We start from the raw sequence: 24,061 nt of genomic DNA, 5'->3' as shown, positions 1-24,061 counted from the left end.
AGAGACGCGGAAGGGGCCACCGACCGGGTGGCCCTTTCCCGGGGGTGCCTGTCGAATCAGTTGCCGAGCACCGGCGGCGCGCCCTCCGGGCCGTCCCGCCAGACCATCTCGTCCTCGGTGAGCCAGGTCAGCCGCCCGTCGGACGGCTCGTCGTCGCTGCCACGGCCGGCGCCGAGCAGGCCCGGGCGGGCGCCGGCGGCGGTCGTGCGGCCCGCGTCCGTACGCCCGATGCCGCTGACCGCCCGGTCACCCGGCACCCGGCTGGCGGCCGTGCCCTGGCGGGGGGCGGCGTCCCGGCCGGAGCCCTCACCGCGGCGGCCGTCGACGCTGCGGCCGATTCCGGTCGCGGACCGGCTGTCCGGTGTGGCGGTGCCGCCGGCGGGCCGGGCCGAGGTGGGTGCGGCGCCGCTGGAGCCGGCCAGCGCGCCGGTGCCGACGATTCCGCCGGCCGGGGTGCCGCCCGGAGTGCCGAACGTCAGGCCGGGGCCGGTGCCCGGGGTCGCCGTCGCGCCGCCGCCCCGGCCCAGCGCGGCCAGGCCGGCGACGGCACCACCGGCCAGCGCGCCGCCGAGCAACGGATCGGCGCCGGCGAGCGAGGTGCCGCCGACGGGTGCGGCGCCGAGCGTCCCGGTGCCCGCAGCGCCGCCCCCGGCCGGGTTCGCCGTGCCCCCGGTGCCGGACGTGGGCCCGCCCGACGCCCGGTCTTGCGTCGAGACCGTCGCCCCGCCCGTGCGGGCGGACAGCCCGCTCGCGGTCGGCGCGGCCGTCGGCGTGCCGACCGCCGGGCCGCTGCGCGGCGCCGTGCCGTCACGGTCGACCGAACCCGGCGTGTCCGGTGGTGGCGGCGGTGGGGGCACTAGCCGCCCGTACGCGGAGAGGTCGTAGCCGGCGGCCAGCTCGGAGACCACGTTGACCATCCGCTGGTGCGCCTTCTCCTGCTCGGCCTTGTCCTGCTGGTGGCCGAGCAGCCCGCCGACGACCATGCCGGGCACACCGAAGACCGCACCCTTCGCCGCGCCGGATATCGCCTGGTCGTGGTCGTCGGTCTCGGCCGGGCTCTCGGCCTGCTCCCGGGCGGTACGCAGGTGGTCGGCCATCAGGATCAGCCCGCGGCTCACGTCGGCCATGCCCTCGCCCAGCGACTCCGCGTACGCGGCGACGAAGCCCAGCCGGCGCTGGAACTCCTGGCCCGCCTCGCCCGTCCACGTGTTGGCCAGCTTCTCCAGATCGCCGTTGAGCTCGCGGCGGAGGTCGTCGACGATGCCCTTCAGCGTCGTCCACTGTGCGGCGACGCCCTCGATCTGACCGGGCTGACCGGCCATCACACCGTCGTAGAGGGCCTGGTGGCTCTCGGGCTGGTAGCGCTGGGTGTACTCAGACACGCGGCTCCTCCTTCCGGGTGATCGCCTCGTCGACCCCGGCGAGGGCGGCGGCGATGTCGGCGGAGTTGGCGGAGTTGCGGGCCTCGGCCGTGCGGTAGCGGGCCAGGATCGTGGCGGTTGCGCTCTGCGCCGCCTCGACGGCGGTGCGCAGCCGGGCGACGTGCTGGGAGTAGGCCAGGTGGATGTCGCTGTACCGTCGGGCGTTGTCGGTCGCGTCGGCGAACGTGCCCAGTGCCGGCGGCCGGCACTGCATCTCGGTGTCGAGCTTCCGCACCGCCCGCTCCGCCTCGGCCAGCCGGTTGGCGAGCTTCCGGTGGAAGTCCTCAAGGGACATCAGGTCGACTGTCGTGCGCCCGGTCATGGCAGTATCCCCGTACGTCGTGAGTCGATAACCGTTGGCGACGCTCAGGTTAGTCGACCGGGGCGACGCCGGGCGACCCGCCGACGGCCGGGTCCCGTCATTCGGCGGCCGGCGAGCCGGTCGCGGCCGGCGCCGCGGGCGGGGACGGGTCGGCCGGCGCGTACCGCGTCAGCGCGTCCTCCCGGTCCAGAGTGGGGCCGGTGGGGATGAGCGCCAGCAGCGAGGCCGGTACGACCAGCGGAGTCACTCCCTCGTACCCGAGCGCGGTCTGCGCGCCGGGACCGAGGGGGTGGCGGAGCCCCTGGGGGGTGACCAGGTGCACGGTGGCGCCGGGTGCGGGTGCGCCGCTCTCCCCGGAGCCGGTCGCGGCCTGGACCAGCACGCCCTTGCCGCCGGGAAGCAGCACGGTCTCCGCCGTGCGTACGCCGTCCCGGGAGGACTGCCGGAGCGGCAGCGGGCCCTCCCGGTCGGCGGACAGCTCGGCCGGGGCCCGGTCGAACACCTCGATGGTGGTGGTGGGCGGCCCGCCGTCCGCGCCCGCGCGGTACGTCGCGCAGAGCACCGACCGGCCCGGCGCGACCGGGTGCAGCGCGGGCAGGGTCTGCGGGAGGCCCTCCGCCTCCACGCGCTGATCGGTCAGCAGCCGCCCCGCCTCATCCGGAGTGATGTCGGTCACTGTCCCGCCGGCCCGCAGCAGCAGGAGTGCGCTCACCTCACCGATCGAGGCCAGCCCCTCGCGGGTGAGGACGTAGTGCCGGCCCGCCGCCCGGAAGACCTGACCGATCCGGGCCTCCGAGCCGCCCACCCGGACCCGGCCCGGTTCGTCGTCCCCCGGGATGGACGGCTCGCGCAGGGTCGGGCCGGCGGGCACCGCGTTGAGCAACTGCTGGCCGACGGCGACCGTGGGCGCCCCGGCCATCCGGAGGGCGGCGATCGCCGCGTCACCGCCAACCACCTGCAGCCGGGCGTCGCCGGTGAGCAGATGGCGCTGGCCGTCGACCTGGACCAGCACCGCCCGGTCGCCGAGCGGCGTGCCGCCGGGCAGCGCCCGGTCGATCACCAGGCGGGTGGCCGAGCGGCCGGCGCCGGCCGGGTCCGGCACGTCGCAGACCGACCAGGGCAGTCCGGTGAGGGACTTCCGGTCCGGCAGGGCGTCGGGGGCGCCGACGATGCCGACCGTACGGCCGCGCGGCCGGTCCCGGATCGACGCCTGCGACATCGTGCGGATCTCGGGGTCGGCCTCGCCGAGGATCAGGCGGGCCGAGGCGTAGTTGAGCGTGGGATGCAACTGGCCGTCGAGGAAGACGTACGTCGCGCCGGTCTCCCGCTCGATCACCAGCGTGTTCTGCTCCAGCGGGGCCGTGTTGCCGGTGAGCTGCCCGTACGCGCCGACGCCGCCGAGCACCACCGCCGCGGCGATCACGCTGCCGAAGACCGCCATGCCGAGCCGCCGCATCGGCAGGTTGTTCGTCTCCGGGTCGCCCGACAGCAGCGCCGAGACGATCCGACGGGTGACGAAGCGGTACGCCTGCACCTGGTCGCGGCGGGTCCGCATGGCTAACCTCCGGCGGGGGTGGGTCCGCGACGATCGGGTCCGTGTCGGCGCCGCGGGCTTCCCTACGATAAGGGGCCGTCGGCGGGCCACCGGGACCGCCGCCCGCGCCGGTGACGACGCCGCCGCGGTCCGTCCAGGAAGGACTGCCACCGATGACGCAGGTTCAGGCGCCTCCGGGCCGCCCCCCGCAGACCGGCGCACCGGCCCGGGCGGAGCGGCCGGCCACCGCCCCGTCCGGTCCGGCGCCCCGACGGGGTCGGCTCGGGCCCGTCGCGGTGGGGCAGCTCGTCGTCCTGGAGCTGTGCGCCCTCGCGGTCGCGGCGACGCTGGGCGGGCCGACCTGGCTCGCCCCGATCGTCGCCGTGCTCGCCGCCCTGGTCGTGGTCGCCGTGCTCGCCCGCCGGGGCGGCCGCTGGTGGTACGAGGACCTGCTGCTGCGCCGCCGCCTGCGCCGGCGCGCCGAGCGGGCGCGGAGCAGCGTCAAGGCGGGCACCGCGGTCGACCCCCGCCTGGCCCCGCTGGCGCCCGAGCTGACCGTCGTCGAGTTGACCGACCGGGGTACCCGGCTCGGTGTCGGACAGGACGCCCAGGGCTGGTTCGCCGCCGTGGCGGTGCAGGGCCGGTCCGGGCCCGGACCGGTCGAGGCCGCGGTGGTGGACCGGGCGGTCCGCGTCCTCACCGAGTTCAGCGGTCCGGTGACCCGCGCCCAGGTGGTGTCGCACACCCTGGTCTGGTACCCGGCGCCCGGCGCGCCCCCGGCCGCCCACCGGACGGTCTGGGTGGCGCTGCGGCTGTCGGTGCGCGACGCCCGGGTGGAGTCGGTCAGCCGCGGCGGCGGGATGCCCGGGGTGCACCGCACGCTCTCGGCGGGTGTCGGCCGGCTGGGCAAGGCGCTGACCGCGGCCGGCCTCGCCCACCGCCCGCTCGGCCGGGACGAACTGCGCGCCGCGGTTCTCTCGGCGGCCGGGCTGGACCTGGCGCCCGCCCCGCCCACCGAGACCTGGACCGGGCTGCGCGGCTTCGGCTGGACGCAGCGTTGCCTCACCCTCCGGCCCCGCGCCGAGGCGTCGTACGCCACGCTCGTGGACGCGGTCACCGCGACCTCCGCACCGTCGCACACGCTCGCTGTCGGGGTGCTGCCGGGCGGCCGGCTGGCAGCGCCGCTGCTACGCGTCGCGGCGCTCGACAACCACGTCGAGGCGCTGGTGAAGGTCGTCCGGGACGTCGCCCGCAAGTGCGGTGCGCCGTCCCGCCCGGTGGACGGCCAGCACGCGCCCGGCGTCTACGCCACCGCACCGGTGGCTGCAAGCGTCGACACCCTCGCCCCGACCGCCTGAGCGCGAGCCGGTGCCCCGTCCGCGCGGGCAGCTCCCCGCGGGTCAGGGGCGGAGGTTGACGATCCAGCCGTAGAGGCCGACGACCCAGACGGCCAGCGGTACCAGCGCGATGATGAGCAGGATCTCCACGATGTCGAGCAGCCGACCCCACACCGGGGAGATCCGCTTGCCGGCCACCGTGAGGCCGTAGATCAGGCTCACCACGGCGGCGAGCAGCAGGCCGCCGAGGATGAGACCGAGCCGCAGCGCCACGGATCCGTCCGTGAAGGCGGCCGCGGCCGCCAGGCCGAGCCCGGCGGTCCCCGCGAACAGCACCGGCGTCCGCTGCGCCCGGCCGAGGAACGGCCGCGCCCGCAGCAGGGAGAGCAGGGCCAGGACGAGGCAGAGCAGGACGGCCGGCAGCCGCCCGTCCAGCGCGAGCACCAGCTCGGCGCCCAGGACCAGCAACGAGACCGTCCACACCAGACCGGTGAGGAACTCGTCCGCGCGTTCGCTGAGCTGGAGCACCCGCCGCCCGTCCACGGACTCGCTGTCGGTCTTCAGGTCCTCCGGGCCGGTGGGGATGGACGGGACGGGCAGCCGGGCCAGTCGGTACGCGGCCATGGGCAGCGCCGGGACGGCCCCGAACGCCACGGCGGCCACGACCGCCGCGGCAGCCGCCGGGCCGATGCCGAACGCCAGGCAGAGCAGCGCGCCGACCGCGGTGGCCGCGCCGACCGCGACCGCGCCGAAGAACACCGGCAGCCGGTCCCCCACGGCCAGCGCCGCCACGGCCGCGCCGAGCACGACCGCCGTGGCGGCGAGCAGCACGTGCGGGGCGGCCAGCTCGGTCAGCGTACGGTCGCCGGCCAGCAGCAGCAGGCCGCCGACGGCCGCGTACCCCAGACCGGCCAGGGCGAGCGCCGACCCGGTTGCGCTGTCGGCGGCGGCCCGGGACAGCACCGCGGCGCCGACCAGCAGCGCGACCGCGACGAGCAGCGCGGCGAGTGCGCCGGGGAGCTGCGGTGGGCCGGTGAACAGCGCGGCCAGGGCGCCGCCGCCGAGTGCCACCGCCGCGAAGAGCACCGCGAAGGCGCGCGTGGTGCCGACCTGCCAGGCCCCCGGACGCTGGTTGGTGGCGGTCGCCACCGCGTCGACCACGTCGTCGAAGACGATCTCCGGCGCGGCCGAGGTGCGCGGGTTGAAGTAGAGGACCTCGCCGTCGCGGATGCCGAGCTGCGCGGCCGTCCGTCCCCCGTCCAGCGGCGGCCCGCCGAGCCGCGCCAGGCGCCAGCCGCCGTGCCGGACGCCCTCGTCCGCCAAGTCCTCGCCGGCGTAGCGCAGCAGCGTGGGCAGCAGGTCCGCCAGGGGTACGTCGGACGGCAGCGCCAGGTCCATCCGGGTGCGCGGCGCCACGATGGTGATCCGGCTCAGCCCACCGGTCGCCGTCTTCGTCGCCACAGTGGCCTCCTCGCTCGTCCTCCGGCCGGCCGGGCCCGCGCCGCACGGGTCCGTGACGCCCACGGGAGATTACCTACGATGGCGGGCGCGTACGATGCCCACCCGACGACCCGGGCCGCCCGCGCGATCGTCTCAGGGGGAAGGGGACAACCGTGAGCACGGTGGTTTTCCGCCGACCGCCACGCCAGGCGGGCCCGGCCCTGCCGCGGGGCGAGGTCCTGCTGGAGTCGCCGCCGGAACTGCCGGAGCCGACGCCGCGCGGGATGGGTCAGCTGCTGATGATCCTGCCGATGGTCTGCGGCGTCGGCGCGATGGCGTTCCTCTACGCCGGACGTGGCGGCGGCATGATGACGTACGTCGCCGGTGGTCTCTTCGGCATCTCGATGCTGGGGATGGCGATCGGCTCGCTGAGCCACGGCAACAACGACAAGGCGGAGCTCAACGCCGACCGCCGCGACTACATGCGGTACCTGGCGCAGATGCGCAAGCGCACCCGGCGCGCCGCCGAGCAGCAGCGGGCCGCGATGGCGTGGCGCCACCCGGAGCCGGACGCCCTGTGGTCGGTCGCCGCGTCGCGCCGGCTGTGGGAGCGGCGGATCACCGAGGACGACTTCGGCGAGACCCGCATCGCCACCGGCCCGCAGCGCCTCGCGGTGGAGATCGTGCCGCCCGAGACCAAACCGGTCGAGGACCTGGAGCCGATGAGCGCGATCGCGTTGCGCCGGTTCGTGCGCGCCCACTCGACCGTGCCGGACCTGCCGACCGCGCTGTCGGTGCGCGCGTTCAGCCGGGTGGTGCTGCGCGGCGACCGCGAGCCGGTGCTGGACCTGGCCCGTGCCGCCCTCGGCCAACTCGCGACCTTCCACGCGCCGGACGACCTGGTCGTCGCGGTGGTGGCGGCCCCCGACCGCCAGGGCGCCTGGGACTGGGTGAAGTGGTTGCCGCACGCCCACCACAGTGGACGAAGTGACGCGGCGGGTGCGCGCCGGCTGGTGTTCCCGAGCCTGGCCGAGGCGGAGGAGTCGCTCGCCGGCGAGCTGGCCGGCCGGCCCCGCTTCGCCCCGGAGGCGAAGCCGCTCACGACGCTGCCGCACCTGGTGGTGGTGATCGACGGCGGCGAGGTCTCGGCGACCTGCCAGCTGATGGGGGCGGGCCTGCTCGGTGCCACCGTCATCGACCTCTCCGGCGCCGTGCCGCGCGACGCCGGCCGCTGGCTGCTCTGCCTCGACGTGGGCGACGGCACCTCGCTGGAACTGGTCCGTGGCACCACGTCGTCCCGGCTCGGCACTCCCGACCGGCTGAGCGCCTCCGCCGCCGAGGGGCTGGCGCGGCAGCTGGCCCCGTTCCGGCTCTCCCAGCAGCAGGCCACCGCCGACGAGCCGCTGGCCCGCAGCATGGAGCTGCCCGACCTGCTCGGTGTCGGCGACGCCGCCACGCTGGACGTCCACCAGACCTGGCGGCCACGCAGCCACCGGGACCGGCTGCGCATCCCGCTCGGCGTCGGGCCGGACGGCAACGTGGTGGAGCTGGACTTCAAGGAGTCCGCGCACGAGGGCATGGGCCCGCACGGTCTGGTCATCGGGGCCACCGGTTCCGGCAAGAGCGAGCTGCTGCGGACGATCGTCGGCGCGCTCGCCGTCACCCACTCCTCGGAGGAGCTGAACTTCGTCCTGGTCGACTTCAAGGGCGGCGCGACCTTCGCCTCCCTGGAGGCGCTGCCCCACACCAGCGCGGTGATCACCAACCTCGCCGACGAGCTGCCACTGGTCGACCGGATGCGGGACGCGCTCGCCGGCGAGATGACCCGGCGGCAGGAGGTGCTGCGTGCGGCCGGCAACTACGTCTCGCGGTACGACTACGAGAAGGCCCGGGCGGCCGGCGAGCCGCTGGAGCCGATGCCGAGCCTGCTCATCATCTGTGACGAGTTCAGCGAGCTGCTCGCCGCGAAGCCCGACTTCATCGACCTCTTCGTGATGATCGGCCGGCTGGGCCGCTCGCTCGGGGTGCACCTGCTGCTGGCCAGCCAGCGCCTGGAGGAGGGCAAGCTGCGCGGTCTGGACACGCACCTGTCGTACCGGATCGGTCTGCGCACCTTCTCCGCGGTGGAGAGCCGGATCGTGCTCGGCGTGCCGGACGCGTACGAGCTGCCGAACGCCCCGGGCCACGGTTACCTGAAGACCGACACCAGCACGATGCTCCGGTTCCGGGCCGCGTACGTCTCCGGGCCGTACCGGGCGCCGGGGCAGGTGGCCGCGGCCTCACAGGCGATGGTCCAGCGGCGGATCGTGCCGTACGGAGTGGACTACCTCCCGGTGCGGGACCCGCAGGTTCCGGTGCCGGCCACCCCGGAACCGGAGCAGCCGGCCGAGGGCAAGGCCGTGGCGATGCTCGACGTGCTGATCGACCGGATCACGGGGCAGGGCCGCCCGGCGCACCAGGTCTGGCTGCCGCCGCTGGCCGACCCGCCCGGCCTCGGCGAGCTGCTGCCGGCGCTCAGCGCCCATCCGACGTACGGGCTCTGCACGGCAGACTGGGGAGGCCGCGGCCAGCTCACCGTCCCGGTGGGCGTGGTGGACCGCCCGTACGAGCAGCGCCGCGACCCGTTGCTGGTGGAGCTGGGTGGCGCCGGCGGCAACGTGGTGATCGTCGGCGCCTCGCTCAGCGGCAAGAGCACCATGCTGCGGACGCTGCTGGCGTCGCTCGCGCTGACCCACACCCCGCGCGAGGTGCAGTTCTTCTGCCTCGACTTCGGCGGTGGCGCGTTGCGCAGCCTGGACGGGCTGCCGCACACGGCCGGCGTCGCCGGCCGGCGGGACACCGAGGCGGTCCGGCGGACCGTGGCCGAGGTGGTGGCGGTCCTGGACGACCGGGAGACCCGGTTCGCCCAGTACGGCATCGACTCGGTGGCGAGCTACCGCCGCCGCCGGGCCGCCGGTGAGTTCGCCGACGACCCGTTCGGTGACGTCTTCCTCGTGGTCGACGGCTGGAACACGCTGCGCCAGGAGTACGAGGAGCTGGAGCAGACCATCACGAACCTGGCCAACCGCGGGCTGGGCTTCGGCGTACACGTGATCCTGACCGCCGTCCGGTGGGCGGAGATCCGGATCAACATGCGGGACCTGCTCGGCACGAAGCTGGAACTTCGCCTCGGCGACCCGAACGAGTCGGAGATCGACCGGCGGGCCGCCGCGAACGTCCCGACCGGCTCACCTGGTCGGGGCCTGACTCGCGACAAGCTGCACTTTCTCACCGGGGTCTCGCGGATCGACGGTCGCCGGAGCATCGAGGACCTGACCGAGGCGTCGGTCGCCCTCGCCCGGCACGTCGCGGCCGCCTGGCCCGGCCGGCCGGCGCCGAAGGTACGCCTGCTGCCGCGCAAGCTGCCCGTCACGGAGCTGGCCCGGATCATCGACCGCTCGGCGCCCGGCCTGCCGATCGGTGTCAACGAGTCGGCGCTCGCCCCCGTCTACCTGGACCTGGCCAACGAACCGCACCTGACGGTGTTCGGCGACGCGGAGTGCGGCAAGACGAACCTGCTGCGCCTGATCGCCCGGGGGATCACCGAGCGGTACACGCCGGCCCAGGCCCGCCTGGTCATCGCCGACTACCGGCGCGGGCTGCTCGGCGCGGTCGAGGGGGACCACCTGCTCGACTACGCCCCCTCGAACCAGGTGTTCGCGCAGGGGCTGGCCTCGATCCGCAGCGCGCTGTCGAACCGGCTGCCCGGCCCGGACGTCACCACGGCCCAGCTGCGCGACCGTAGCTGGTGGAAGGGCCCGGACCTCTACATCCTGGTGGACGACTACGACCTGGTGGCCTCGGGCGGGAGCAACCCGCTCAGCGCGCTGCACGAGCTGTTGCCGCAGGCCCGCGACATCGGCCTGCACCTGATCGTCACGCGGCGGGTCGGCGGTGTGGCCCGGGCCCTGTACGAGCCGGTGCTGCAACGTCTCCGGGAGCTGGACTCCCCGGGCCTGCTCATGTCCGGCAACCGGGAGGAGGGCGCGGTCTTCGGCACTCTGCGGCCCAGTCCGCAACCGCCGGGGCGCGGCACGCTGGTCCGGCGGCGGGACGGTCAGCAGCTTATCCAGACCGCCTGGGCGGAGCCGGCCTGAGCGGTGTCCGATATGGACGCCGGTGCTGTCGGAGTCGACATTTGCGCCAGCAACGAACGCGTCACCGTCCGTCACATTTGAGGCCGGGCGGGGCTGCGCCGCGTTGCTCCGTTCCGCTACGGTCTTCTGAGGAGTGTCCGTCGGTGGGGTTGTGTGCCTTGCCGCGGGGGAGGGGCGCGGCAGATCCGCCGCCACAAGAAGACGGAGGGGTGTGAAGCATGGCGTTCGAGGTCGAAGCAGCGACTCTACATACCGCCGCGAGTGACGTGCGGTCCACGCGCAGCGAGGTCGACGGTGAGCTCAAGAAGCTGTGGAACGTGGTCGACGATCTGGCGATCGCGTGGAAGGGCCAGGCGTCCACCGGGTTCCAGACGCTCATGCAGAACTGGAACGACAACACCGCCAAGCTGCTGACGGCGATGGACAACATCGCCGACCTGCTCGACAAGTCGGGCACGACGCACCAGGTCAACGACGAAGAGCAGCAGCAGATGCTGGACAAGTTCCACTCTGCTCTCAACCCGTGATCCGACGAGACGAGCAGGGGAGGAACTCATGAGCATCAAGGTCGATTACGCGGTCCTCGAGAACGCGAACCAGCAGATGCAGACCATCTCGCGGACCATCGACGAGAAGCTGGACACGCTGCGCTCGATGCTGTCGAAGCTCCAGTGGGACGGCCAGGACCGGGCCGCCTACGAGCAGCACCAGGCCCAGTGGGACTCGGCGGTGCGCGACATCAACCGCATCCTCAACGAGATCGGTGGCGCCGTGGGCATCGCCCGCGAGAACTACGTCAACACCGAGATGAGCAACGCCAAGGTGTGGGGCTGATCCGAACGCCGACGCGGCTCCGGTCCGGTCAGACCGGGCCGGAGCCGCGCCGTGTTCGCAGCCGAGTGTTCCTGGGGGAGTCATGGGTACGGGGAATCGTTTCCGGCCACTGCTGGCGCTGAGCGCCGCCGTCGTGGCCCTGGCCGTCGGGGCCGGTTCGCTGGTCGCGCCCGCCCCGGCCCGGGCCGCCGACACGATCCGCGGGCTCCAGTGGTATCTGGACTCGCTCAAGATCGCGCAGGCGCACCAGATCACCAAGGGGCGCGGCGTGACGGTGGCCGTCGTCGACAGCGGCGTCGATCCGACCGTCCCCGAGTTGCGCGGCCAGGTGCTCAAGGGGACCGGCGTCGGGAACGCCAGCGGCTCCGACGGCCGCCGCGACGACGACAAGGAGAAGGCGCACGGCACCTCCATGTCGGGCCTCGTCGCGTCGCGTGGCGGCGGCGAGATGCGGCACCTCGGCATCGCACCCGAGGCCAGGATCCTGCCGGTCGCGGTGGGTCGGCCGTTCGACACGGACGACGTCGCCGAGGGGATCCGCTGGGCCGCCGACAACGGGGCCGACGTGATCAACGTCTCCTCCGGCGAGAAGGGTCCGCTCCCGGTGACCGCGGGCCCGGAACGCGAGCGACTGGTGCAGGCGGTGCGCCACGCCCTCGACAAGGACGCGGTCGTGGTGGCCAGCGCCGGCAACCGGAAGCAGGGTGCCACGCGGGTGAACAGCCCCGCCAACATCCCCGGCGTCATCGCCGTGACCGGCCTGACCAAGCGCGGCACCGCGTTCGCCGAGAGCGTGCACGGGCCGGAGGCGGTGCTGGCCGCGCCGATGGAGGACATCATCTCTCCGCGTCCCCGGTCGGTGTCGCCCAACGGGTACGGCATCGCGAGCGGCACCAGCGACGCCGCCGCGATCGTCTCCGGCGTGACGGCTCTGGTCCGAGCACGGTACCCGGATCTCGACGCGGCCAACGTGATCAACCTGATGATCCGCACCGCCCGCGACGGGGGCGGGCCCGGGCGCGACGACCAGTACGGCTTCGGGGCCGTCGACCCGGTCGCCGCGCTCACCCGTTCGGTGCCGGCCGTCCGGTCGAACCCGTTGCTGACGTCCCCGGCCGACGCCTCGGCCGCCCCGACGCGTACGGCGGTGGCCGACGAGGACGACGGACCGGCCGTAGCCATCACCTTCAAGAAGGGCCCCGGCGCCTGGATCAGCGGCGCGTTCTGTCTCGCCGTGCCGATCGGCCTCGTGGTTCTCGTCGTGGTGCTGATCCGGCGCTCCCGCCGCCGGCCACCGGTGGGCCCGCCCGGTCTCCGGCCACCGGGCTACCCGCCGCCCGGCGCCGGCCATCCGGTGCCGCCGGGCTTCCCGCCGGGCCAGCCGGGCTTCCCGCCGGGCCAGGGCGGCCAGCCGGGCTTCCCGCCGGGCCAGCCGGTCGGGCCGGGATCGGTGCCGGGGCAGACGTATCCACCGCCGACCGGCCAGTCCGGGTTCGCGTCCGGCCCCGCGGCGTCCGGCGCGCCCACGCCGCCTCCGCCCGCACCCGGTGCGCACCAGCAGTAAGTCACATCCAGTCGGCTAGGGGGAGGAACCGATGACGGAGGACCGGGCCCAGCAGCCGGAGGAGATCCGGCTGGACAATCCGATACCGGTGCCGATCACACCGTTGGTGCCCACGATGCACCTCGACGGCGTCACGATGGACAACGTCAACCGGGCGGATCGGCCGACGGCGCTGATGCCCGGGGCGAACGAGGCCGGTGCGCGGACGGAGTGGGACGCCACCAGCCTGGAGGAGGCCATCCGGTGGCTGGAGTCGCACGCCGACTTCCTGCACAAGCAGTCGTACCAGATGGTGGAGATCCAGGACCGGATGGGCGGCAACGCCACCGCCGGCATGCCGACCGACACCAGCCCGCTCGGCACGTTCCCGAGGGCGCAGGACCTGGCGACGAAGCACTCCTCGCTCTTCACCACCACCCAGCAGAACGTCCGCAACCTCGCCGCGGACCTGTACCAGGCGGCGAACGCGCTGCGCGAGGTCAAGGAGAACTACGAGACGGCCGAGCGGGCCAACGCGATGTCCGCCGCCGAGATGGAGCGCGTCTTCAGCGACGCCTCCAAGCAGAAGGCCTGACGGGGAGGGGGAGCGGTGCCGAGCTGGGAAGAGATGTGCCAGCAGGTGGTGGTCGCGGGCCGGCCGGGTGACGTGGCCACCGCCGCCTCGCTCTGGGAGCAGCTGCTGAAGAACGTGACGGCGGTCAAGGAGAGCCTGGACAAGAACGTCAAGGATCTCGGCGAGGTCTGGAAGGGCGAGGCGTACGAGGCCTTCAAGACAAAGGTCACCGGAATGGCGACAAGAGCCGAGAAGATCGTCCAGGACGCCGAGGGCCACGACGGCATCGTCCAGTCGCTGCGGAACGCGGCGGACCGGCTGACCGCCGCGCAGTCGGCGTTCCCGGTCCCGGCGAGCTGCGTCAACGACGTCCTGGAGGCGCGCAACGGGCGGCTCGTCATCGACACGGGCCTGTTCGAGATGCGGGTGAAGCCCGACTTCATGGGTCTGCTCGACCCGTTGACCGGCCTCTACGACTGGATCAACGACAAGTCCGAGGAGGCGGCGAAGGTCTACGGCGACGTCAGCGGCGACTACGTCGCGGTTGACCAGGGGATGCCGGGATCGAGCCCGCAACAGGTCGACACGTCGCCGGACATGCGTACGCCGGACCTCGGCACCGGCCCGGGCGGCGCGGGCGGGCTCGGCGGCGCGCCGAGCGCCGGCGGGATGCCCTCCACGGGCGGCATCGGCGGCGGCGGACCCTCGCTCGGCGCCGGTGGTATGCCCGGTACCGGCTCCCCGGGCATCGGCTCCGGCGCCCACCCCGACCTGGCCGGCGGTGGCGGTTACGGCTCCGGCGGCGGGTACACGCCGGGCACCGGCAGTCTCGCCGACGACTACGGCAGCGGTCTGGCCGGTGCCGGCACCGCCACCGCGCCCGGTCTCGGCGGGGGCGGCCTGCCCGGCACCACCGGTCTCGGAGCCGGCGGCGGTGCCGGTGGCGGTGCGGGGCTGGCCGGCGGCGGCATGATCCCGGGTGGCGGTGCGCTGGGCCGCCCGGTGACCCCGGGCATGGCCCCGATGATGGGTGGCGGTATGGCCGGCGCGGGCCGCGGTGGCGGCCGCGGTGCCGGCGGCCGGCTCGGCGGGGCCGGCAAGCTCGGTGCGGGTGCTGGGATGGCGCCGATGATGGGCGGCGGTGCGGCCGGTGCCGGCCGGGGCGCGGGTGGCCGGGGTGCCGGCCGGGGAGTGCCGGGTGCCGGCGCGGCCGGCGTCGGGGGCGCCGCCGGCCGGGGTGCCGGTGCGCGTGGTGGTGTCGGCGGCGTCGCCGGAATGGGTGGCCACGGCGGGGCGGGGTACGGCGACGAGGAGGTTCCCCGCAACACCTGGCTCGAAGAGGACGAGGACGTCTGGGGCGCGGACGGCGGCGGCGCGCCCGGCGTGCTGCGCTGATCCGACGTCACGCCACCGCCCGCACCGCCCCCCGGACCAGGGAGCGGGTGCGGGCGGTGGCGCGTCCGGTCAGGTGGTCGTGCTGGGGTCGGCCGGGCGGCGGCCCGGTCGCCAGCCGCGCCGACGGCCCCGATCCAGGATCGGCTTGACGGCCAGGAGCAGCACCGCCACCAGCGCGCCGGTGGCGGCAACCCAGAGCGCCACGTCGCGTTGCCAGGCCAGCGGGTCCTCGGGCGCGGCCGGAGCGGCCAACGCGTCGGGCGGCGGGTCGCTCCGGTGCCCGAGCAGGGCGGACACCGCCCGGTACGGGTTGACCACACCGTGCCCGACCTCGGCGTTGTGGCCGTCGGGCGGGCTGTCCGCCGTCCGGGCGAGCCGGTCGGCCACCTGCTCCGGGTCGAGGTCCGGGTACGCGGCGCGCACCAGAGCCACCACACCGGACACGTACGCGGCGGCGAAGCTGGTGCCGCCCTGCGGTTCGGCGAGGTACCCGTCGCCGCCCGGGGCGGGGCCGACGATGTTCAGGCCCGGGGCGGCGATGTCGACGTACTCGCCGCTCACCGAACTGCCCACGTGGCCGCCCTGCTCGTCCACACCGGCGACCGCGATGACGCCCGGGTACGCGGCCGGGTACGCGGGCAGGTCCTGCTGATTTTCCTGCCGGTTGCCGGCCGCCGCGACCACCACGACGCCCTCGTCCAGCGCGTACCGCACCGCGTCGGCGAGGTCCGGCCGGTCCAGGGTGACCAGCGACAGGTTGACCACGTCGGCGTCGTTGTCCACCGCCCAGCGGATCGCCCGCGCGATCTCACCCGGCAGCCCTTCGTCCACTGTGGTGCGGGTGTTCGGCAGTACGCGCACCGGAAGGATCCGGGCCTGCGGCGCGATGCCACTGAACGGGACCCCGGTCCCCTCCCGGCCGGCGATGATGCCCGCCACGATCGTGCCGTGCCCGGCCAGGTCGCACTGGCCCTGCTCCTGGGGAAGGCTGTTGAAGTCGCGCCCCGCGCGCACCTGGCCCCGCAGGGTGGGGTGGGTGGCGGAGACCCCGGAGTCGATGACCGCCACGGTGACCCCGGCACCCCGCGAGAGGCGCCAGGCCGACGCCGGTTCCAGCCGGCGCAGCGGCCACGGCGTCTCGGTGGGCGCCGCCGTGCCCGGCGGCCCGCAGCGGGGCGCCGCCACGGCCGGAGCGGGCGCGACGACGACGGTGCCGAGCAGGAGGAGGGCGACTCCACTCAGGAGGACCCGTGCCCCGGCCCGGCGGGCGAAAGCGGGCCGGCCCGGTCGGAAGCTCTCGCGCACGCGGTGAGACTACCGCCGCCCGTCGCCGGCGCGGGTGCCGCCCGTCGCGCCGTCGTCCGCCGGTTCGTCGGTGAAGAGCGCCAGGAGAGCGCCGACCTGGCGGTCGGCCTCGGCGGGGTGCCGGAAGCGGCCGGCGGGGTTCAGCGTGTACTCGTTGCGCCGGCCCACCCGCGTGCGTTGGAGGTAACCACCCGCCTCGAGGTCGGCGACGATCGCCTGCGCGGCCCGCTCGGTGACGCCCACCTCGTCGGCCACGTCCCGCAGCCGGGCCGTGGGGTTGCGGGCGATGGCGAGCAGCACGTGCCCGTGGTTGGTGAGGAACGTCCAGTTCCGGGTGCTCCCCTGAGCTCCTGTTGTCGCCATGCCCGACATCGTATTTCCGTCGTTCCGGTTCGTGGCACGCCCGACCCGCGGCTCTCGGGGTGATCAACAGGGCGACTGCAAGGGGCCGACGACATATGAAGCACATATCACGCATATCTTGACGTGCGTTGTGCTGCGTGTGACGGTGGGTGACAGCCCGCGTCCAGCGCCGGTCCGGGTCCCACCAGGTTCGCCCACCCAGGACGAGGTGAGGGGATGAGTCGTCCCGGAACGCCCGGCACGCAGCCGGGCCCGGATCGGAAAGCCGCCGGCCCTACGAGCGGGGCTGCCGCCGTCGCTGGTCCAGCCGGGCCCGAGCAGGCGCTCGCCGAGCTGTACGCCGGCAACCGGCGGTTCGTGACCGGTGAGCCGCGCCACCCCAACCAGGACGCCGGACGTCGGGCGGCGGTGGCGGACGGGCAGCAGCCGTTCGCCGTGATCGTCGGCTGCTCCGACTCCCGCCTCGCCGCCGAGATCATCTTCGATCGTGGCCTCGGTGACCTGTTCGTGGTCCGGACCGCGGGGCACACCCTCGGCCCGGAGGTGCTCGGCAGCGTCGAGTACGCGGTCACCGTGCTCGGTACGCCGCTGGTGGTCGTGCTCGGCCACGACTCCTGCGGCGCGGTCCAGGCGGCCCGTCAGGCGGACGCGACCGGCACCCGGCCACCCGGGCACCTCGGGGCCGTGGTGGACGCCGTGGTGCCCAGCCTGCGCCGGGCCGACGCCGAGGGTGTCACCGACCTCGACGGTATCGTCGACGTCCATATCGCGCAGACCGTCGAGGCGATGCCGGAGCAGTCGGAGGCGCTCGCCGCGGCCGTGGCCGCCGGCCGGTGCGCGATCGCCGGCATGTCGTACCGTCTCGCCGCCGGTGAGGTGCGGACGGTGGCCGGGATCGGTGACCTGCCCGCCGCGGACCCGGCCGCCCACGCCGCCGCCTGACCCTCGCCGCCCGCACGGCCGCGCCGCCGGACGACACCCGCCGCCGACCGACCTACGCGAAGGGCCGCCCCGCACATCGCGGGGCGGCCCTTTCCCGTCGTCGGCTACAGCAACGAGACGTGCACGTGGTCGGTGTGGTTGGACGGCCCGCTGTACGACTTCCAGCCGGTCGCCGGGAACCAGATCTGCCGGTTCCAGATCACGTAGTAGATGCCGAGCCGGTCGGCGTTGCGGACCAGGAACGCGGTCAGGTCGTTGCCGTACCGGCGCATGTCGTTGTTGTGCCACGAGCTGAACCCGCTGTTCTGCAACGACCAGTCGCAGGCACGTCCCTTGGGGTGCTCGAAGGGGCCGCCGGAGCGGTGGCAGCCGACGAACCGTTTGAAACCGGCCCGTCGCACCTCGTTGTACATGTGCAGGGTCCGGGGGGTGACGCAGCCGGCGGTGGTCGGGTCGTTCTCGCTGCACGACTCGGACCGCCAGTCGCCGTCCGCGGTGCGGCCCGGGGCGATCCGGGCGACCGGGGACTCGGCGCTGACCAGGCCGCCGGTGAGCCCCTGCCCGCCGACCAGGCGGAGGGCCTTCTCGGCCTCGGTCTTGCCACGCTTCAGGTCGTTGGCAAGCTTCTGCTGTTCGCGGACCTCGGCGTCGAGGGCCAGCTTGGCCTGCTGGGCGCGGTTCCGCACCGCGTTGACCACGGCGAGGCGCTTGTCGTTGACGAGGTTCAGCTCGTCCAGGGCCGACGCGCGGGCGATGAACGAGTCGGGGGTTTTCGCGCCGAGCAGCATCGACATCGCGCCGATCCGGCCGGTGCGGTACGACTGGGCGGCGATCTCGTTCACCTGGGGGGCCAGGGCGTCGAGGTCGGCCTGTGCGCGCCGGAGTTCCAGTTCGAGGGCGAGGCGACGCTCCTGGGACTTCTTCAGCTGCGCCTGGGCCTTGACGAATTCGCGGTTCCGGGCCTCGATGAGGTCGCCGAGCAGCTTCGGCTCCGCGTCGTGCCCGGAGGGCTTGGGGGGTGCCGTGGGGGCGGCCGAGGCCGGTACGGGCCCGGCGAACACGGCCAGCGCGGCGAGCACGGCCACCACGGGTGTCGACCAGCGGCGTAGGGGTGCCGTCACAGTGTTCCCTTCCGTCGACCGCCGACCGGGTTAGCTGACGGGTTCGGGACGGAAGCGGCCCCTACCGCTGGCGCGGATTCACCCCACGTACCTGGTTCCCCGGCTCGCCTCGCGGCGATTGGGCGGTGGCCCCGCTGGCGCCGGTGCGCGCGTTCGGCGGTGACCGGCAGCGAGGTTACCTGACAGGAGTGCTGGGGATCTACGTCCGGAAGCCGACCAAATGCGCTATTTCGTATGTGCGCTGCGTGATCAGTGACGCGTTCATCAGACGGGTGGGACGGCGTCGTCACCGTGCGGAGTGTCACCATCCGGCGTCCGTACTCCTGTCTCGGTCGGGCCACCCACCAGGGGTGGCGGGGGCGGTGGTGCCGGCGCGCGGCGTGCTCAGCGCCTCCAGGGCGTCCGTCCGTCCGGCGGCCGGGCGGGGCGCCGGAGTGGGGGCGTCCGCGCCCGCTCTCCCGCCACCGCGCCGCCCGGCGGTGGTGACCAGGGCGGCGAGCGCGGTGGTGAGCGGAACCGCGGCGATCAGGCCGAGCGTCGCGACGGCGCTGCGGACGATCTCCTGGGCGAGGAATTCGCTGGTGAGGATCTGCGTCGCGGCCCGCGAGTCGGCGGTCAGCAGGAGCAGCACGGGCAGCGAGGCACCCGCGTACGCCAGCACGATCGTGTTGACCGTGGAGGCGATGTGTGCCCGGCCGACCCGGGTCGCGGACCGGTAGAGCTGCCCCCGGGTCAGCCCCGGGTTGGCGTGGGCCAGCTCGGTGACGGTGGCCGCCTGGGTGACGGTGACGTCGTCGAGCACGCCGAGGGAGCCGATGACGATGCCGGCCAGCAGAAGGCCGTGCAGGTCGACGTCGGCCTGGAACATCGACAGGGTGGTGGCCTCCTCGCTGCCGTACCCGGTCAGGTGCGTGGCCGCGGTGGCGAGCGTGCCGAGCACGCCGGTGAGCACCAGGCTGCCGAGCGTGCCGAGGACCGCCACCGACGTCTGTGCGGTGACGCCGTGCGTGAGGTACAGCACCACGAACATGATCAGTGCGGCGCCCACCACCGCGACCAGCAGCGGCGGCCGGCCGGCGCTGATCCCCGGCAGGACGAACGTCAGCAGGATGGCGAAGCTCGCGGCCAGGCCGGCGAGCGCGGCGAGGCCACGCCACCGGCCGAACGCGACGATCGCCGCGGCGAAGAGCGCCACCAGCCAGACCAGCGGTTCACCGCGCTGGTGCTCGGCGATGTTGTACGCGCTGGCCGACGGATCGGCCGGATCGGTCAGCTCGACCAGGATGATCTCGTCGCCGACCGCGACCTCGGGCGCACCCGGCCCGGCCGGTACCGGAGTCTCGACCTGCTGCCCCGAGTCCGGCCCCTGCTCGACCCGGACCGTCACCGTGCCGCACGGGCCGTCACCCGTCGCCGGGCCGCCCCCGGGTGCCTCCGGCGTGGGCGGGCACGGCTCGGTCACCACCTTCGTGACGGTGCCGTGGTAGCGGGGCGGCTCGGTGCCCGCGTCGGCCTCCCGGGTGTCCCGAGGCCAGAGCACCAGGGCGGCGACCAGGGTGGCGAGGAAGAGGGGGACCACCGTCGCGATGAGGATCCGCCGCACCCCGGGCGGGGTGGGCGGAGCGGGACGGGTGTGGTCGGCGCCCATCGAGTGTCTCCCAACGAATCCAGGGCGGGGTACGGGCCGGCGGGTCGAACGGTTCAGCGGCTCCCGGAACTCCTCATGAGGGGTGTCCGAGGGTGGTTCCGTGGCCACGTACCGTGCCGGCCGTGCCGGGCCGGACGCGACCCCGCGCGGTCGTCGGCGGCGTCGGAGCCCCGGCGCGGAGGCGGGCCGGGTGGTGCGGAATCCGTAGGGCCATCGGCCGAATGGTAGCCAGCGCGCTCCTTCGACGCAGGTCGTGTGCCGTGGTGTCGGCGGTCGGACCTGAGGGTTGGGGCCCGCGGGCGGGCGCGGGAAGGCATGTTGGGGGCATGGTTCGGCACGGGAAGCCCGGCGGGGACCGCCCGCACGGCGACCCCGCCTCGGGCGACCAACCGCACGGCGAGCACCCGCCGGGCGGCGGCGCCCGCGGTGGGCACCCGCACGGCGGGCACGACAAGCACGGCGGGCACGACAAGCACGCGGGGCACGACCCGGAGATGTTCCGCCGCCGGTTCTGGGTCTGCCTGGTGCTCACGCTGCCGGTGGTGGTGGCCAGTCAGATGGTCATGGAGTGGTTCGGCTACCAGTTGGAGTTCCCGGGCCGGTCGCTGGTCGGACCGGTGCTCGGGTCGGTGGTGTTCTGGTGGGGCGGCTGGCCGTTCCTGGTCGGCGCCGTCCGGGAGGTCCGCGACCGCGCGCCGGGCATGATGCTGCTCGTCGCCATGGCGATCACGGTCGCGTACGCCGCCTCCCTCGCCACCAGCCTCGGCGTCTTCGACCTGGACTTCTGGTGGGAGCTGGCCGCCCTGGTCACCGTCATGCTGCTGGGTCACTGGCAGGAGATGAAGGCGATCGGGCAGGCGCGCGGCGCGCTCACCGCGCTGGCCGCGCTGCTGCCGGACGACACCGAGCGGGTGGGCCCCGACGGGAGCGTCACCCGGGTGCCGGTGAGCGAGCTGCGGGTCGGAGAGGTGGTGCTGGTGCGGCCGGGCGGGCGGGTGCCGGCGGACGGGCGGATCACCGACGGGGCCGCCGAACTGGACGAGTCGATGATCACCGGGGAGTCCCGGCCGGTCACCCGGTCGGTGGGGGACCGGGTGGTGGCCGGCACCGTCGCCACCGACTCCGCCATCCGCGTCGAGGTGGCGGCGATCGGCGAGGAGACCACGCTCGCGGGCATCCAGCGGATGGTGGCGCAGGCCCAGCAGTCCAGCGGGCGGGCCCAGGTCCTGGCGGACCGCTTCGCCGCCGGGCTGTTCTACGTCGCCACCGTCACCGCCGTGGTGACCGTGGCGGCCTGGAGCGCACTCGGCGACGCCGACCAGGCGGTGGTCCGGACGGTCACCGTCCTGGTCATCGCGTGTCCGCACGCGCTGGGCCTGGCCATCCCGCTGGTGATCGCCCTGTCCACCGCGCTCGCGGCCCGCCGCGGGATCCTGGTGAAGAACCGGCTGGCGCTGGAGCGGATGCGGACGGTGGACGCGGTGCTGTTCGACAAGACCGGCACGCTGACGCGTGGCGAGCACGTCGTCAGCGACGTGGCCGCCGCGCCGGACGTCGACGAGGGCGAGGTGCTGCGGATCGCCGCCGGTGTCGAATCCGACAGCGAGCACCCGCTGGCCCGGGCGATCGTCGTCGCCGCCGGCCGCCAGGGCGGGCCCGCCGCCGCGAGCGGCTTCCGGTCGCTGCCGGGCCGCGGGGTGCGGGCCACGGTCGAGGGCCGGGAGTACGCGGTGGGCGGCCCCGCCCTGCTGCGCGAACTCGACGTACGGCTCCCGGGCGCGCTCGCGGCGGCGAGCGACCAGTGGTCGGACCGGGGTGCCGCCGTGCTGCACCTGGTACGCCTGCCGGACACCGTGCTCGGTGCGCTGGCGCTGACCGACGAGGTACGCCCCGAGGCGCGCCAGGCCATCGCGGAGCTGCGGGCGGAGGGCGTCCACACCATCGCCATGATCACCGGGGACGCCCGGCCGGTCGCCGAGGCGGTCGCCGCCGACCTCGGGTTCCGCCCGGGAGTGGACGAGGTGTTCGCCGAGGTGCTGCCCGCGGAGAAGGACGGCAAGGTCACCGAGCTGCAACGGCGGGGCCTGACCGTGGCCATGGTCGGTGACGGCGTGAACGACGCGCCCGCCCTGGCCCGGGCGGACGTCGGCATCGCGATCGGTGCCGGTACGGACGTGGCGATCGAGTCCGCAGGTGTGGTGCTCGCCTCGTCCGACCCGCGCGGCGTGAGCGCGGTGGTCCGGCTCTCCCGGGCCTCGTACCGGAAGATGCGGCAGAACCTGGGCTGGGCGGCCGGCTACAACGTGGTGGCCCTGCCGCTGGCGGCCGGCGTGTTCGCGTGGGCCGGCCTGGCGTTGAGCCCGGCCCTGGCCGCGGTGCTGATGTCCGCCTCGACGATCGTGGTGGCGCTCAACGCCCAGTTGCTGCGCCGCGTGCGGCTGGACAGCAAGGAAGGGCCCCCTGTTAACGCCTCGCGTGGTGAAAGGGGCCCTTCTTAACGCGCGCCGCCCCTTCGGCGTCAGCCGCGCTTCATCAGCCGGCCGACGGCGGCCATCATCTCGCTGGCCATCTCGTCGGCCCGGCCCTCGGCGGCCCCCTCGTGCATGCAGTGCCGCGCGTGCCCGTCGAGCAGGCCGAGGGCGACCTTGTCCAGGGCGGCCTGGATCGCGGAGATCTGGGTGAGGACGTCGATGCAGTACCGGTCCTCGTCGACCATCTTCTCGATGCCCCGGACCTGACCCTCGACGCGGCGCAGCCGCGCGAGCAGCTGGTCCTTCGTGGCGGTGTAGCCCCGGATCGGGGCGGGCGTGGGTGTGGTCATGCCGGCAAGGATAGCGTACCCCTGGGGGGTATGTTAGTGTCCTCGGCAGTTACCCCCTGGGGGTATCGTTGGTGACGGAGAAGGAGAGGTTCCATGGTCACCACCACGTACCAGGTGCAGGGCATGACCTGCGGGCACTGCGTGAGCTCGGTCAGCGCCGAGGTCAGCGCGATCAAGGGCGTCGGCGACGTCCAGGTGGATCTGGCCACCGGCCAGGTCACCGTCACCAGTGAGAGCCCGTTGGACATCGAGACCGTGCGCGCCGCCGTCGACGAGGCCGGCTACGACCTCGTCGGCGCCTGACGGCGACACGGGGAGACCGAGGCACCCCATGAACACGGCGACGAAGCTGAGCGGTTTCGCGCTCGGGCTCGCGGCGGTGTTCGGCGCGGCGTACGGGGTCGGTCAGGTGACCGGCCCCGTCGCCCCGACCGCCGAGACCCGCCACGACGACACCGGGCACGCCGGCGAGACCTCGCACGGCGACGGAACGGGGCACGCCGACGAGGCGGCCCACCTGCCCGGCGGCCTGCTGGTGTCCGAGCGAGGCCACACCCTCCGGCCGGTCGCGGCACCCGCCGGCCAGTTCGCCTTCCAGATCACCGGGCCGCTCGGCACGCCGGTGACCGCGTACGAGGTGGCGCACGACAAGCGGATGCACCTGATCGTCGCGCGCCGTGACCTTAGCGGGTTCCGGCACGTGCACCCCGAGATGTCCCCGGACGGCACCTGGCGGGTCGACTCACCGCTGGCCGGGCCGGGAGTGTGGCGGGTCTTCGCCGACTTCACACCGGGCGGCGGGGAGTCGCTGACCCTCGGCGTGGACGTGACCGTCCCCGGCATGCTGACCGACCGGCCGCTGCCGGCGCCGGCGACCAGCACCACCGTCGACGGCTACACGGTCACCCTGGCCGGAACGCCGCAGCCGGGCCGGACCAGCGAGCTGACCCTGACGGTGAGCCGGGACGGCGTACCGGTCACCGACCTGGAGCCCTACCTGGGCGCGTACGGGCACCTGGTCGCGCTGCGCCAGGGCGACCTCGCGTACCTGCACGTCCACCCGGACGGCGCGCCGGGTGACGGGCGGACCAGGCCCGGCCCCGACGTGACCTTCTTCGCCGAGGTGCCCTCCGCCGGCACCTACCGGCTCTTCCTGGACTTCCAGCACGGCGGTGTGGTCCGCACCGCCGAGTTCACCATCGTCGCCGGGGCGGCCGGCGGGACGGCCACCGCCGTCCCGGCAGCGCCGACGCCGACCGGCACGAGCGCTCCCGCCCCGACCGGCGCCGCCGACCACGGCACGCCCGGTCACGGGCACGACTGAC

General features: G+C 74.5%; 20 protein-coding genes and 1 riboswitch. Of the genes, 11 read left to right on the top strand and 9 right to left on the bottom strand.

Annotated features, from left to right (window positions below; translation table 11 throughout):
• Positions 1–56: 56 nt before the first annotated feature.
• The 3 genes from ACN26Y_RS05040 to eccB all read right to left on the bottom strand — a co-directional run bounded on the left by ACN26Y_RS05040 (position 57) and on the right by eccB (position 3,298).
• Positions 57–1,382, bottom strand: a complete 1,326-nt coding sequence (locus ACN26Y_RS05040) for a WXG100 family type VII secretion target (RefSeq protein WP_155329149.1) — start codon at positions 1,380–1,382, stop codon at positions 57–59.
• A complete protein-coding gene (locus ACN26Y_RS05035; RefSeq protein WP_155329148.1) occupies positions 1,375–1,743 on the bottom strand; it encodes a hypothetical protein in 369 nt (122 codons plus the stop codon). Before ACN26Y_RS05035 ends, ACN26Y_RS05040 begins: the two co-directional genes overlap by 8 nt.
• Positions 1,744–1,840: 97 nt before the next feature.
• Positions 1,841–3,298 (bottom strand): type VII secretion protein EccB, encoded by a 1,458-nt coding sequence (gene eccB, locus ACN26Y_RS05030; RefSeq protein ID WP_155329147.1) that lies wholly within the window; start codon positions 3,296–3,298, stop codon positions 1,841–1,843.
• Between the two features lie 152 nt (positions 3,299–3,450).
• Here eccB and ACN26Y_RS05025 point away from each other — a divergent pair, with 152 nt between their 5' ends.
• A complete protein-coding gene (locus tag ACN26Y_RS05025; protein ID WP_155329146.1) occupies positions 3,451–4,635 on the top strand; it encodes a type VII secretion protein EccE in 1,185 nt (394 codons plus the stop codon).
• A 42-nt stretch (positions 4,636–4,677) separates the two neighbouring features.
• Here the strand turns inward: ACN26Y_RS05025 and eccD are convergent, their stop codons facing one another.
• On the bottom strand, positions 4,678–6,075 hold the full coding sequence (eccD, locus tag ACN26Y_RS05020) for a type VII secretion integral membrane protein EccD (RefSeq protein ID WP_155329145.1): 1,398 nt from the start codon (positions 6,073–6,075) through the stop codon (positions 4,678–4,680).
• Between the two features lie 152 nt (positions 6,076–6,227).
• Between eccD and eccCa the strand changes: the two genes are divergently transcribed.
• The 6 genes from eccCa to ACN26Y_RS04990 all read left to right on the top strand — a co-directional run bounded on the left by eccCa (position 6,228) and on the right by ACN26Y_RS04990 (position 14,536).
• Complete coding sequence (gene eccCa, locus ACN26Y_RS05015) at positions 6,228–10,190, top strand: type VII secretion protein EccCa (protein WP_155329144.1); 3,963 nt, start codon at positions 6,228–6,230, stop codon at positions 10,188–10,190.
• 218 nt (positions 10,191–10,408) lie between these two features.
• Positions 10,409–10,717: a WXG100 family type VII secretion target gene (locus ACN26Y_RS05010; protein ID WP_155329143.1), complete on the top strand. Its 309-nt coding sequence runs from the start codon at positions 10,409–10,411 to the stop codon at positions 10,715–10,717.
• Positions 10,718–10,745: 28 nt separating this feature from the next.
• On the top strand, positions 10,746–11,024 hold the full coding sequence (locus tag ACN26Y_RS05005; protein WP_155329142.1) for a WXG100 family type VII secretion target: 279 nt from the start codon (positions 10,746–10,748) through the stop codon (positions 11,022–11,024).
• 82 nt (positions 11,025–11,106) lie between these two features.
• The gene (locus ACN26Y_RS05000) at positions 11,107–12,588 is read left to right on the top strand and encodes a S8 family serine peptidase (RefSeq protein WP_422734405.1); all 1,482 of its coding nucleotides are present in this window, start codon (positions 11,107–11,109) and stop codon (positions 12,586–12,588) included.
• Between the two features lie 31 nt (positions 12,589–12,619).
• Positions 12,620–13,162, top strand: coding sequence for a hypothetical protein (locus ACN26Y_RS04995; protein ID WP_155329140.1), 543 nt, complete (start codon positions 12,620–12,622; stop codon positions 13,160–13,162).
• 15 nt (positions 13,163–13,177) lie between these two features.
• Complete coding sequence (locus ACN26Y_RS04990; RefSeq protein WP_155329139.1) at positions 13,178–14,536, top strand: WXG100 family type VII secretion target; 1,359 nt, start codon at positions 13,178–13,180, stop codon at positions 14,534–14,536.
• A gap of 69 nt (positions 14,537–14,605) precedes the next feature.
• On the opposite strand, the gene mycP is transcribed toward ACN26Y_RS04990, so the two are convergent.
• Together mycP and ACN26Y_RS04980 are read right to left on the bottom strand one after the other, a co-directional pair.
• Positions 14,606–15,841 (bottom strand): type VII secretion-associated serine protease mycosin, encoded by a 1,236-nt coding sequence (mycP, locus tag ACN26Y_RS04985; protein WP_422734404.1) that lies wholly within the window; start codon positions 15,839–15,841, stop codon positions 14,606–14,608.
• A 9-nt stretch (positions 15,842–15,850) separates the two neighbouring features.
• Positions 15,851–16,213 (bottom strand): helix-turn-helix transcriptional regulator, encoded by a 363-nt coding sequence (locus ACN26Y_RS04980; RefSeq protein WP_155329138.1) that lies wholly within the window; start codon positions 16,211–16,213, stop codon positions 15,851–15,853.
• A 207-nt stretch (positions 16,214–16,420) separates the two neighbouring features.
• Here ACN26Y_RS04980 and ACN26Y_RS04975 point away from each other — a divergent pair, with 207 nt between their 5' ends.
• Complete coding sequence (locus ACN26Y_RS04975) at positions 16,421–17,146, top strand: carbonic anhydrase (protein WP_155329137.1); 726 nt, start codon at positions 16,421–16,423, stop codon at positions 17,144–17,146.
• Positions 17,147–17,250: 104 nt separating this feature from the next.
• Here the strand turns inward: ACN26Y_RS04975 and ACN26Y_RS04970 are convergent, their stop codons facing one another.
• Together ACN26Y_RS04970 and ACN26Y_RS04965 are read right to left on the bottom strand one after the other, a co-directional pair.
• Positions 17,251–18,267, bottom strand: a complete 1,017-nt coding sequence (locus ACN26Y_RS04970; protein WP_422734403.1) for a coiled-coil domain-containing protein — start codon at positions 18,265–18,267, stop codon at positions 17,251–17,253.
• A gap of 4 nt (positions 18,268–18,271) precedes the next feature.
• A riboswitch (cyclic di-AMP (ydaO/yuaA leader) is annotated at positions 18,272–18,402 on the bottom strand.
• A gap of 166 nt (positions 18,403–18,568) precedes the next feature.
• Positions 18,569–19,915, bottom strand: coding sequence for a YibE/F family protein (locus ACN26Y_RS04965; RefSeq protein ID WP_422734402.1), 1,347 nt, complete (start codon positions 19,913–19,915; stop codon positions 18,569–18,571).
• A 326-nt stretch (positions 19,916–20,241) separates the two neighbouring features.
• Here ACN26Y_RS04965 and ACN26Y_RS04960 point away from each other — a divergent pair, with 326 nt between their 5' ends.
• On the top strand, positions 20,242–22,413 hold the full coding sequence (locus ACN26Y_RS04960) for a heavy metal translocating P-type ATPase (RefSeq protein WP_422734401.1): 2,172 nt from the start codon (positions 20,242–20,244) through the stop codon (positions 22,411–22,413).
• A gap of 20 nt (positions 22,414–22,433) precedes the next feature.
• Here ACN26Y_RS04960 and ACN26Y_RS04955 read toward each other — a convergent pair whose 3' ends face one another.
• Positions 22,434–22,736 (bottom strand): metal-sensitive transcriptional regulator, encoded by a 303-nt coding sequence (locus ACN26Y_RS04955; protein WP_155329133.1) that lies wholly within the window; start codon positions 22,734–22,736, stop codon positions 22,434–22,436.
• A gap of 93 nt (positions 22,737–22,829) precedes the next feature.
• Between ACN26Y_RS04955 and ACN26Y_RS04950 the strand changes: the two genes are divergently transcribed.
• The gene (locus tag ACN26Y_RS04950; RefSeq protein ID WP_155329132.1) at positions 22,830–23,039 is read left to right on the top strand and encodes a heavy-metal-associated domain-containing protein; all 210 of its coding nucleotides are present in this window, start codon (positions 22,830–22,832) and stop codon (positions 23,037–23,039) included.
• 28 nt (positions 23,040–23,067) lie between these two features.
• Entirely contained in the window at positions 23,068–24,060 is a 993-nt protein-coding gene (locus ACN26Y_RS04945; RefSeq protein WP_155329131.1) for a hypothetical protein, read from the top strand.
• Position 24,061 lies beyond the last annotated feature (1 nt).

Origin of the sequence: Micromonospora sp. WMMD558, from assembly GCF_049315255.1 — a bacterium.
Taxonomy (GTDB): Bacteria; Actinomycetota; Actinomycetes; order Mycobacteriales; family Micromonosporaceae; genus Micromonospora.
This window is presented reverse-complemented; position numbering and strand designations above follow the sequence as displayed.